The 11,018-nt window shown below is 61.2% G+C and carries 15 protein-coding genes; 13 read left to right on the plus strand and 2 right to left on the minus strand.

Features of this window, described 5'->3' with window-relative positions:
- Positions 1–37: 37 nt before the first annotated feature.
- From PMI03_RS26880 to PMI03_RS26900, 5 genes are all read left to right on the plus strand, one after another.
- Positions 38–715: an HAD-IA family hydrolase gene (locus tag PMI03_RS26880; protein WP_007701330.1), complete on the plus strand. Its 678-nt coding sequence runs from the start codon at positions 38–40 to the stop codon at positions 713–715.
- Positions 716–818: 103 nt separating this feature from the next.
- Positions 819–1,406, plus strand: coding sequence for a 5-formyltetrahydrofolate cyclo-ligase (locus PMI03_RS26885; RefSeq protein WP_039974761.1), 588 nt, complete (start codon positions 819–821; stop codon positions 1,404–1,406).
- A gap of 3 nt (positions 1,407–1,409) precedes the next feature.
- Positions 1,410–2,234 (plus strand): TIGR00282 family metallophosphoesterase, encoded by an 825-nt coding sequence (locus PMI03_RS26890; RefSeq protein ID WP_007701336.1) that lies wholly within the window; start codon positions 1,410–1,412, stop codon positions 2,232–2,234.
- Positions 2,235–2,361: 127 nt separating this feature from the next.
- Positions 2,362–3,204 (plus strand): MBL fold metallo-hydrolase, encoded by an 843-nt coding sequence (locus tag PMI03_RS26895; protein WP_007701340.1) that lies wholly within the window; start codon positions 2,362–2,364, stop codon positions 3,202–3,204.
- A 134-nt stretch (positions 3,205–3,338) separates the two neighbouring features.
- Positions 3,339–4,085, plus strand: a complete 747-nt coding sequence (locus PMI03_RS26900; protein ID WP_007701343.1) for a YebC/PmpR family DNA-binding transcriptional regulator — start codon at positions 3,339–3,341, stop codon at positions 4,083–4,085.
- Positions 4,086–4,206: 121 nt separating this feature from the next.
- Here the strand turns inward: PMI03_RS26900 and PMI03_RS26905 are convergent, their stop codons facing one another.
- Complete coding sequence (locus tag PMI03_RS26905; protein ID WP_007701346.1) at positions 4,207–5,205, minus strand: LLM class flavin-dependent oxidoreductase; 999 nt, start codon at positions 5,203–5,205, stop codon at positions 4,207–4,209.
- 196 nt (positions 5,206–5,401) lie between these two features.
- On the opposite strand from PMI03_RS26905, the gene ruvC reads away from it, so the two are divergent.
- The 8 genes from ruvC to PMI03_RS26945 all read left to right on the plus strand — a co-directional run bounded on the left by ruvC (position 5,402) and on the right by PMI03_RS26945 (position 10,470).
- A complete protein-coding gene (gene ruvC, locus PMI03_RS26910) occupies positions 5,402–5,914 on the plus strand; it encodes a crossover junction endodeoxyribonuclease RuvC (protein WP_007701350.1) in 513 nt (170 codons plus the stop codon).
- Positions 5,915–5,976: 62 nt separating this feature from the next.
- The gene (locus PMI03_RS26915; protein WP_007701353.1) at positions 5,977–6,228 is read left to right on the plus strand and encodes an AbrB/MazE/SpoVT family DNA-binding domain-containing protein; all 252 of its coding nucleotides are present in this window, start codon (positions 5,977–5,979) and stop codon (positions 6,226–6,228) included.
- 2 nt (positions 6,229–6,230) lie between these two features.
- Positions 6,231–6,644, plus strand: coding sequence for a type II toxin-antitoxin system VapC family toxin (locus PMI03_RS26920; protein ID WP_007701360.1), 414 nt, complete (start codon positions 6,231–6,233; stop codon positions 6,642–6,644).
- Between the two features lie 12 nt (positions 6,645–6,656).
- Complete coding sequence (ruvA, locus tag PMI03_RS26925; protein WP_007701364.1) at positions 6,657–7,271, plus strand: Holliday junction branch migration protein RuvA; 615 nt, start codon at positions 6,657–6,659, stop codon at positions 7,269–7,271.
- A 164-nt stretch (positions 7,272–7,435) separates the two neighbouring features.
- Positions 7,436–8,479, plus strand: coding sequence for a Holliday junction branch migration DNA helicase RuvB (ruvB, locus tag PMI03_RS26930; RefSeq protein WP_007701367.1), 1,044 nt, complete (start codon positions 7,436–7,438; stop codon positions 8,477–8,479).
- On the plus strand, positions 8,476–9,396 hold the full coding sequence (locus PMI03_RS26935; protein ID WP_007701370.1) for a metallophosphoesterase: 921 nt from the start codon (positions 8,476–8,478) through the stop codon (positions 9,394–9,396). Before ruvB ends, PMI03_RS26935 begins: the two co-directional genes overlap by 4 nt.
- On the plus strand, positions 9,383–9,892 hold the full coding sequence (locus PMI03_RS26940; RefSeq protein ID WP_039974738.1) for an NUDIX hydrolase: 510 nt from the start codon (positions 9,383–9,385) through the stop codon (positions 9,890–9,892). Before PMI03_RS26935 ends, PMI03_RS26940 begins: the two co-directional genes overlap by 14 nt.
- A gap of 14 nt (positions 9,893–9,906) precedes the next feature.
- A complete protein-coding gene (locus PMI03_RS26945) occupies positions 9,907–10,470 on the plus strand; it encodes a DinB family protein (RefSeq protein WP_007701376.1) in 564 nt (187 codons plus the stop codon).
- Between the two features lie 4 nt (positions 10,471–10,474).
- Here PMI03_RS26945 and PMI03_RS26950 read toward each other — a convergent pair.
- A partial coding sequence (locus PMI03_RS26950) for a radical SAM protein (protein ID WP_007701380.1) occupies positions 10,475–11,018 on the minus strand: 544 nt, incomplete at its 5' end.

Consider the following 11,018-nt stretch of genomic DNA (forward strand, 5'->3'; position numbering starts at 1 on the left):
CCCACCCGATTCCGCCAACCCGAGAGGGGACTGAACCTTGTCCGCCATATCGTCTTCCATCTTCGATAAAAGCTATTCCGGATTCCTGTTCGACATGGATGGCACGATCATCAACTCGATCGCCGCCGCCGAGCGTGTCTGGGGCGATTGGGCACGAAGCAAAGGGCTTGATGTCGAGAAGTTCATGCCGACCATGCATGGCGCGCGCGGCATCGACACGATCGGCAAGCTCAACCTGCCCGGCGTCGATCCGGTCGCGGAATCGGCACTGATCATGGAGGCGGAAATTACCGATTTGGAAGGCGTCGTGCCGCTGCCGGGCGCCATCGAATTCCTGGCCTCGCTGCCGCCGGAGCGCTGGGCGATCGTCACCTCCTCGCCGCTCCGGCTTGCCCATGCGCGCCTTGCCGCAGCCGGCATTCCGGTTCCGCGCTTTATCGTCACGGCCGAAGACGTCAAGGTCGGCAAGCCCGATCCGCAATGCTATATTCTCGGTGCCGAACGCCTCGGACTGCGGCCTTCCGATTGCCTGGTTTTCGAGGATGTGATGGCTGGGATCAAGGCGGGCGAGGCGGCCGGTGCCGACGTCGTGGTGATCACGGCGACGCATTCCCATCTGCTCGAGACCAGTCATCCGACGCTGCCCAACTATGAGAATGTTCGGGCGCATATCGATGGGGACGGCCACCTTTCGGTGGTCCGCAAGGCTGGCTGACACCCGTCGACCATCATGCGATCCATCATGTCGCTTTCATGCATTGCATTAGGCCGCCGGCTCATTATGCTTTCCTGATATTGTCCCAATGTATGAAAGCCTGATGACCCCCAAAGAGCTGAAAGCCCAATATCGCAACGAGCGTCTGGCGGCACGCGACGCGATTGCGCCCGATGAGCGCATCGAAAAGGGGCTGGCGATGCTTGCCCATGCTGGCGATGCGATCGAGGTTGAGCCGGGGACGATCGTGTCCGGCTTCCTGCCGATCCGGTCGGAAGCGGACATTCGGCCGTTGATGGCGCGGTTGCGGGAGCGAGGGGCGCGGCTCTGCGTGCCGGTCATTCTCGACAAGCTCACCATCGTCTTTCGCGAACTCGTGCCCGGTGCGCCGTTGGTCCCCAGCGGTTTCGGCACGGCGGGGCCCGGGCCTGATGCCGCCGTTCTGGACCCCGAGGTCATGCTGGTGCCGCTTTCGGCTTTCGACAGCACCGGCCATCGCATCGGCTACGGCGCCGGCCATTACGACCGCGCCATCGATCGTTTGCATCAAAAAGGCTTGAATCCGCGGCTGATCGGCATTGCATTCGACTGCCAGGAAGTGCCATCAGTACCGGCTGAGCCGCATGATGTCCGTCTGGACGCTATTTTGACCGAGAGCGGGCTCAATTTTGTTTCCGTGGAGATTGGATAGGGAATGCGGCTGCTTTTTCTGGGTGACATGGTCGGAAAGACCGGACGGGTTGCGGTATGGGATCGCTTGCCGGGCTTGGTTTCCGATCTGAAGCTCGACTTCGTCATCGTCAACGGCGAGAACGCCGCCGGCGGCTTTGGCATCACCGAGGATATCTTTCTCGAAACCATCAATGCCGGTGCCGATGTGGTGACCACGGGCAATCACGTCTGGGACCAGAAGGAAGCGGTGGTGTTCTGCGAGCGCCACGACCAGTTCCTACGCCCCGCCAATTATCCCGCCGGGACGCCCGGCCGTGGTTCGAGCATCTACTATGCCCGCAACGGCGCCCGCGTCCTCGTCGCCAACATCATGGGCCGCGTCTTCATGCATCCGGAGTTGGACGATCCTTTCAAGGCGGCGGAAGCGATCCTCGATGCCTGCCCGCTGAAGGAACAGGCGGACGCCATCATCTTCGATTTCCACGCGGAGGCGACCAGCGAAAAGCAGTGCTTCGGCCATTTCGTCGATGGCCGCGCCAGCTTGGTCGTCGGTACGCATACGCATGTGCCGACCGCCGACGCGCAGATCCTGAACGGCGGCACCGCCTATATGTCGGATGCCGGCATGTGCGGCGACTACGATTCCTCGCTCGGCATGGAGAAGGAAGAGCCGCTTAACCGCTTCATCTCGAAAATGCCGAAGGGCCGTTTCGAGGCGGCCTCCGGCCCGGCCACCATCTGCGGTGTCGGCGTGGAGATTTCGGATGCGACCGGGCTTGCGGAAAAGATCGCGCCGCTGCGACTCGGGCCGCGTCTGGCCGAGACCATTCCGGAGTTCTGGCGGTAGCGGCTGCCCAATCATTCATCGCCCAGTGGCAATGACGCGATTGTGAGCAATCCTCATCGGATTGCCGCTGGACCTGCCTCCAACCGTGCCGCATCCTCCCCGCTTCCGTAAGGCTTGAGGGGGTGGCATGATGGTGCGATTTCCGGTCTTCGCCGTGTTCTTCCTGCTGGCTCTGGCGGGCTGGAGTGTCGCGGATGCGCAGGAGAAATCTTCTCGCCCGCAGCCCAGCCAATGCCAGGCGATTGCGCAGTCTTTGCCAAAGGCGACCTTTGCGAGCTTCTCGCCTCCCGGCCCGACACTTGCAAAGGATCCCGTCAACGGTGATGTGAAGATCACCTTCCTCGGCCACGCCACCTTCTTCATCGAAACACCTGGCGGCGTCTCGATCGCGACGGATTTCAGCGGCACTTATCCGCCGCCCTATACGCCAACCGCCGTCACCATGAACAAGGCGCATCCGACGCACTACACGCTGACGCCGGATCCGGCGATCAAATACGTGCTGCATGGTTGGAGCGAGGTGCCCGGTGAGCCGGCGAAGGTTCATCTGACCGTCGGCGATACGCTGATCCGCAACGTGGTGACCGACATCCGCTCGTGGTCCGGTGGCATTGAGCCCAACGGCAATTCCATCTTCATCTTCGAAGTGGCCGGTCTCTGCATCGGTCATCTGGGGCACCTGCACTTCGAGCTCAACGACAAGCAATATGCCGAAATCGGTCGGCTCGATGTGGTCATGGTTCCGGTCGACGGCGGGCTGACCATGGGCGCGGACAGCATGAGCCGCGTGGTGAAGCGGCTGCGTTCCTCGCTGATCTTGCCGATGCATCGCTGGGGACCGCCGGTCGATCAGTTTCTGGCGCTTTTCGGTCCAGAATTTGACATCGGCTATGCGCCAGGCGCGACGACCACGGTGTCGTTGAAAACGCTGCCGCGAAAGCCGCTGATCTATGTGCTGAAGGGGCTTTGAGCCGATTGGCATGGCTCATGCTTGCGGAGGATCACAGCCGGGCGAGCCGTCTTTACGGGCTTTTTGCTTGAATGAAAGCGGCTTCGCTCTTATAAGGCGGCCCATTCCCAACAAAAGACGTGAACAGGGGTGCCATGGCTGGCCATTCACAGTTTAAAAACATCATGCACCGCAAGGGTCGTCAGGACTCGGTGCGTTCGAAAATGTTCTCCAAGCTGGCGCGTGAAATCACCGTCGCCGCCAAGGCGGGCCTGCCCGACCCGACCATGAACGCGAGCCTGCGCCTGGCGATCCAGAACGCCAAGGCACAGTCGATGCCGAAGGACAATATTGACCGCGCCATCAAGAAGGCGGCCGGCAGTGACGGGGAAAACTATGATGCAGTCCGCTATGAGGGCTATGGTCCCGGCGGCACCGCGATCATCGTCGAAGCGCTGACCGACAACCGCAACCGCACCGCCTCGAACGTCCGCTCGATCTTTACAAAGGCTGGTGGCGCACTCGGCGAAACCGGTTCCGTCTCCTTCTCCTTCGACCATGTCGGTGAGATCACCTACAAGCCGACAGTCGGTGATGCCGATAAGGTGATGGAAGCGGCAATCGAAGCCGGCGCTGATGATGTCGAGAGCGACGAAGACGGCCACACCATCATCTGCGGCTTCGAGGCGATGAACGAAGTCGCCAAGGCGCTGGAAGCAACGCTCGGCGAAGCCGAGACCGTGAAGGCGATCTGGCGTGCGCAGAACAACGTGCCGGTCGACGAAGAAAAGGCACAGTCGCTGATGAAGCTCATCGGCAGCCTGGAAGACGATGACGATGTGCAGAACGTCTATTCGAACTTCGAAGTTTCCGAAGAGGTCATGGCCAAGCTTTCGGCTTGACCTACCCTCCCCTTGATGGGGAGGGTCGGACCAAAGGTCCGGGGTGGGGTGATTTCTGCGGATACCGAGCGTTACCCCCACCCGCACGTTCCACGCGACCTTTCCCTCAAAGGGGCGGTGGTTAAGTTGCCTTCTTGAAGCTCGGCAGTGTGGCGAACAGCTCCACCGATTTGAGCCGTGCCCCGATGTCGTGGATCGGCATCGAAATGATGACCTCGTCGGCTTCCGTATCCTTGATGAACTGCGAGAGTTTTGCCTCCGCCGTCGCGGGCGAGCCGACGACGGCGTAGCGCAGCGTATGCTCGACGTTCAGCTTTTCCATCGGCGTCCAGAAGTCGTCCATGTCCTTGCGCGGACGCGGGAAGGGGCCGCGGACGTTGCGGCGCAGGTTGACGAATTGCTGCTCAGCCGACGTAAACTGATATTGCGCCTCTTCGTCCGTATCCGCCATTGAGCCCATGACGCCGACCATGACATAGGGCTTGTCGAGGGTTGCCGAGGGCTGGAAGCGGTCGCGGTAGATGGCGACAGCGTCGAGCAGGGCTTCCGGAGCGAAATGTGAGGCGAAGGCATAGGGCAGGCCGAGCATGGCGGCGAGATGGGCGCTGTAGTGGCTCGAGCCGAGCAGCCAGATCGGCACCTTCGCGCCATTGCCGGGTACGGCGAGGATCGACTGGTTCTCGTCGGCCGGGCTGAACAGATGTTGCAGCTCGATGATATCGTTGGGGAAGCTTTGCGCGCCGGCGTCGAGATTGCGGCGCAGCGCCTGGGCGGTTCGCATATCTGTGCCCGGAGCCCGGCCGAGGCCGAGATCGACGCGGCCGGGAAACAGGGCTTCCAGCGTGCCGAACTGCTCGGCGATCACCAGCGGCGCATGGTTGGGCAGCATGACGCCGCCCGAGCCGATGCGGATGCGCGAGGTCGCAGCCCCGACATGGCCGATGACGACCGCCGTGGCGGCGCTGGCAACGCCCGGCATGCCGTGATGCTCCGCCAGCCAGAACCTGTTATAGCCAAGCTCCTCCGCCTTCTGCGCCATCCTCTTGGAGCCTTCAAAGGATTGGCTGACGGTGCTGCCTTCGGCAACGGGCGAAAGATCGAGAATGGAAAAGGGGACCATGGCAAGAGACCTGCGTGGTGAAAGGGAGGTTTGATGCTTCCCATGTAGGAGCGCGGACACGTCATTCCAAACCCCCGCCTTGCCGATTTTCTCGCTGTGCTTTGAAAGTGCCGGAATTGGGCACTCGGCTGTGGGATGTTTTTGTTTTGTTCACATTTTGCTGGCACATCTCAACCTCGAAAGATAGGTTGACCCCATGCAAAACACGATTCGCATCATCGGCATCGATCCGGGCCTGCGCCGCACCGGCTGGGGCGTGATCGACACGCTGGGCAATTCGCTGCGCTTCGTTGCCTCGGGAACGGTGACCTCGGATGGCGATATGGATCTCGCTTCCCGCCTCTGCCAGCTTCACGACGGGCTTGCTGATATCGTCCATAGCTATAAGCCGGACGAGGCGGCGGTCGAGCAAACCTTCGTCAACAAGGATGCGGTGGCGACGCTGAAGCTCGGCCAGGCGCGCGGTATCGCCATGCTGGTGCCGGCACGCGCCGGCTTGCCGGTCGCCGAATATGCGCCGAATGCCGTCAAAAAGGCGGTGATCGGTGTCGGCCACGGCGAGAAGCAGCAGATCCACATGATGCTGAAGATCCTGATGCCGAAAGCGGAGTTCAAAGGCAATGACGCCGCCGACGCGCTCGCCATCGCTATCTGTCACGCCCACAATCGCGGTGCCAACCGGCTGCGGCAGGCGGCATTGGCGGGATAGTTTGTTCTTGACTTGTTCTCGTGGTAATGATAATTCTTACCGCGGAGATCTGGAGAACAAGAATGCGTGTGACATCCAAAGGGCAGGTGACCATCCCCCGCGATTTGCGCGAGTTGGCTGGCATAGAGCTCAACAGCGAAGTCATATTTTCCGTCGAGGACGGAAAGCTGGTTGTTTCGCCGAAGAACGGCAAGCGAGAGATCGAGGATCGGCAGCGGCTTGATCGGTTCATGGCCACTCTTAAACGCCTGGAAGGCACCGGCGATCAGGATATCGACGCCGAAGCGCTGATGTCGCTGACGCGTGACCGGTAATCATGGTCACGATCGTCGACACGAATGTGCTGGTTGATTTGGCCATACCCGGCTCAGCCTGGCATGGTTGGTCCAGTGGTCAGGTTTTCTCCGCTTTCAAGCAGGGGCCGGTCGTTATCAATCCCATCATCTATGCGGAATTTTCGGTGCGTTACAGCAGCATGGATCGTGTGGACGAACTGTTGCCGCAGAGCGAATTTCGCCGGGAGAGCCTGCCTTGGTCGGCAGCTTTTGCAGCGGCTGCGGCTTTTAGGGTTTACCGTCAGGCTGGCGGCGGGCGAGAGCGCATTCTTCCTGATTTTTTGATCGGCGCGCATGCTGCGGTGCGCGGTTATTCCATACTGACGCGAGACCCAAAGGGGTATCGCTCATACTTTCCTTCGCTTGACCTCATCACTCCCGAAACCCACCCCTGACGGACATCATTCATGATCGGCAAGCTGAAAGGCACTATCGAAGAGATCGGCGAGGACTATGCGCTCGTGGATGTGCATGGTGTCTGCTACGTCGCCTATTGCTCGGCGCGGACCCTGTCGAGGCTCGGCTCGGTCGGCGAGGCCTGTATTCTCTTCATCGAGACCTATGTCCGCGAGGACCAAATCCGGCTTTTTGGCTTCATGGCGGTGCTGGAGCGGGAATGGTTCAACCTTCTGCAGACCGTGCAGGGCGTTGGCGCCAAGGTGGCGCTGGCTTTGCTGTCGACGCTGACGCCATCCGAACTTGCCAACGCTATCGCGCTGCAGGATCGCACTGCCGTATCGCGGGCACCGGGCGTCGGGCCGAAGGTAGCGATGCGGATTGTCACCGAACTCAAGAACAAGGTGCCCGCCTTTGCCGGCGAGGCGACGAACATCGGCTTCAAGCAGGAATTGGGCGAGGGCGTTGCCCCGGCGCCAGTATCCGATGCGGTCTCGGCGCTCACCAATCTCGGCTATTCCCGCGATCAGGCTGCGAATGCCATCGCGGCAGCGATGAAGGTGGCCGGAGACGAGGCCGATAGCGCCAAGCTGATCCGTCTGGGTTTGAAGGAACTGTCGCGGTGATTCTTTGCACCTTTTCCCATTCCTTACTATTGTCTCAAAGTAAGGGGATCGACTCGTGCTGCTCTTCCGCAGAACGATGATCACGGAGGGGCAGACCATGGCGTCGTCGTCGTGATCCTCGATAGCAAAACCGTGAAACGCATACCGGGAATGGAACGTCTGACATGAGTGAAGCCGCGCGCCTGATATCGCCGGAAAAGCGGGGCGAAGATCTGGATGTGACGCTCCGGCCGCAGTCGCTGGATGAGTTCACCGGCCAGGCGGAGGCTCGTGCCAATCTGAAGGTCTTCATCGAAGCTGCCAAGGGACGTGGCGAGGCGCTGGACCATGTGCTGTTCGTCGGCCCGCCCGGTCTCGGCAAGACGACGCTGGCGCAGATCATGGCCAAGGAACTCGGCGTCAACTTCCGCTCGACCTCCGGTCCCGTCATAGCCAAGGCCGGCGATCTTGCCGCGCTTCTCACCAATCTCGAAGAGCGCGATGTGCTCTTCATCGATGAAATCCATCGCCTCAATCCGGCCGTCGAGGAAATCCTTTATCCGGCCATGGAGGATTTCCAGCTCGATCTGATCATTGGCGAAGGCCCGGCGGCGCGCTCGGTCAAGATCGATCTGGCGAAATTCACGCTGGTCGCCGCCACCACCCGTCTCGGCCTGCTGACCACGCCGTTGCGCGATCGTTTCGGCATTCCGGTCCGCTTGAGCTTCTATACGGTCGAAGAGCTGGAGCTGATCGTCAGGCGCGGTGCGCGGCTGATGGGGCTCGGCATCACCGAAGAGGGCGCGCGCGAGATTGCCAGGCGCGCTCGCGGCACGCCGCGCATCGCCGGGCGCCTGCTGCGCCGCGTGCGCGATTTTGCCGAGGTTGCGAAAGCCGAAGCGGTAACCCGCGAGATCGCCGACGAAGCCCTGACGCGGTTGCTGGTCGACAATGTCGGCTTCGATCAGCTCGACAAGCGCTATCTCAACATGATCGCCGTCAATTTCGGCGGCGGACCGGTCGGCATCGAAACCATTGCCGCGGGTCTCTCCGAACCGCGTGACGCGATCGAGGATATTATCGAGCCTTATATGATTCAGCAGGGTTTCATCCAGCGTACGCCGCGCGGCCGCGTGCTGACGGCGATTGCCTGGAAACATCTTGGCCTGCAGCCGCCGAAGGAGCTGGAGGCGGCGCAATTCGGGCTGTTCCAAGGGGATGCTGAGTGATCAGCCGTCGCGGTTTCCTGAAGCTTTTCGGCGGCAGTATCGCCGGGTTGATGACACTCGGCGGCTACGCCTTCGGATTTGAGCCCATCGTCCGTCTGAACGTGACCCGCTACCAGTTGACGCCGCCGGGCTGGACGCCGGGATTGAAGCTGAAAATCGTCGTGCTGACGGATCTTCATGCCTGTGAGCCGTGGATGACGGCCGGTCGCATCGCTTCCATTTGCGAACATGCCAATAGTCTTGGCGGCGACATTATCGTCCTGCTCGGCGATTATACGTCCGGGACGGAGTTTGTGACCGGTCGCGTCGACCATCGCATTTGGGCGGCGGAACTGGCGGCCTTGAAGGCACCGCTCGGTGTGCACGCCATCATCGGCAATCATGACTGGTGGCACGACGCGGCCGCGCAGAAGAGCGGCCATGGCCCGACCTTCAGCCACAAGGCATTGGCCGATGTCGGAATTCCGGTCTATTCCAATCGCGCGGCGCGCCTGGAAAAGGATGGATACGGTTTTTGGCTGGCGGGTCTCGAGGATCAGCTCGCTCTGCGTCGGAGCATCCGCTGGAGGCGTCCGGTGACCACGGGGCTTGACGATCTCGACGGCACGCTGGCGCAGGTCAATGACGCCGCGCCCATTGTCCTGCTTGCGCATGAGCCCGATATCTTCCCGACCGTGCCGTCGCGGGTGTCGGTGACGTTGTCTGGCCATACGCATGGCGGGCAGGTCCGGATTCTCGGCTGGTCGCCCTATCTGCCGTCTCGCTATGGCGATCGGTACGTCTATGGTCATATCATCGAGGAGCGCCGCCATCTCATCGTCTCCGGCGGCCTTGGCTGTTCGGTAGCGCCTGTTCGCTTCGGCGTACCGCCGGAAATCGTCGTGGTCGATCTGGGTGAGAGCAATGCCGAAACGTAGGCTTATCAGGCTAAACGCCGGTCAATCGCGCTTTCAGATGCGCGTTGCGGGTCTCGGTTTTCGCGAGGGGCATGTGCTGGTCCATCGCGCCGAGCATGAGCCGTTCTGGACCTTTCCGGGTGGCCGGGCGGAGATTGGCGAGACGTCGGAGGAGACGTTGCAGCGGGAGATGGTCGAGGAGCTTGGTGTCGAGGTGCCCGTCGGGCGACTGCTCTGGATGGTGGAGAATTTCTTCCACTACGAGCAGCGCGACTGGCACGAACTGGGGCTCTATTATTTGATGGACATCCCGCAGAGTTTTCCGTTCCGCCCGGAGGGGATCGTCCACCGTATCGAGGATGGCGACAACCATCTCGAATTCAAATGGGTGCGAGCGACGAAAGAGGCGCTGGTCGCTCTCGATATCCCTCCCTATTTCATCGCTGACGAGATCGAGAACCTGCCGCCTGCGCCGCGTCATCTGGTCTGGCGGGATGGCGATCTGGACAAAGCCTAGAGGGGGAATGCCGCATGTCCGCTTTCGATCCGACCCGTGTCTTCCGCAAGCTGGCTTACAACAATGCCCTGGCGAACGCCCGGCTATATCGAGCCTGCGCGGCTCTGCAGTCCGGCGAGTTCGAGGCGAAACGTGTCAGTTTCTTCCCATCGATCAAGGCGACGCTCAATCATATCCTGATCGTCGACTGGTTTTACGTCGATGCGCTGGAAGGCGGCACGCTCGGCATGAAGGCTTTCGATCTTGAAGAGCCGTTCGACACGCTCGACGCCCTGTCGGTCGAGCAGGGCAGCGTCGACCGGCGACTTGTTGTTCTCAGCGAGGCCCTCGATTCTGACGCGCTGGCAAGGGTGATCGACCTTCATCGCAGCAATCATATCCAGCGCGAGCGGGCCGAGGACGTGCTCAGCCATCTTTTCCAGCACCAGACCCATCATCGTGGCCAGGTGCATGCCATGCTCGCCGGCAGCAGCATTGCCCCGCCGCAACTGGATGAATTCATCGTTGCAGATGATGCCAGGTTTCGCGGCGAGGAACTGATGGCGCTTGGCTGGGACGAGGCGATGCTGATGCGTTAATCATTCATGCCGCGGAAGCGGAAACGTGGTCGCAATCCAGCTCCCCGATCGCGGCGAAGAGTTCGGCATCCTCGCCAATGCCGGCATTGGGTGTCGTCAGCAGCGTATCACCGTAGAAGACGGAGTTGGCGCCTGCGACGAGACACAGGATCTGTGCTTCGCGATTGAGGTTCGACCGGCCGGCTGAAAGCCGTACCGTCGAGGCCGGCATGACGAGGCGGGCCGTGGCGACCATACGCACCAGCTCCAGGGGGTCTATCACCGGTCGCTTTGCCAGAGGCGTGCCCTCGACGGGAACAAGCGCATTGATTGGCACACTTTCGGGGTGCGGCTCCATTGCCGCAAGGATATGCAGCATCGATGCGCGGTCACGGATCGTTTCGCCCATGCCGATAATGCCGCCGCAACACAGGTCGATGCCGAAGGATCGCACCGTCGCCAGCGTATCCAGCCGGTCCTGATAGGTGCGCGTCGTGATGATCTGCCCGTAGAATTCCGGGCTGGTATCGAGATTGTGGTTATAGGCGGTAAGACCGGCGGCGGCGAGC

This window comes from Rhizobium sp. AP16 (assembly GCF_000281735.1).
GTDB lineage: Bacteria > Pseudomonadota > Alphaproteobacteria > Rhizobiales > Rhizobiaceae > Rhizobium > Rhizobium rhizogenes.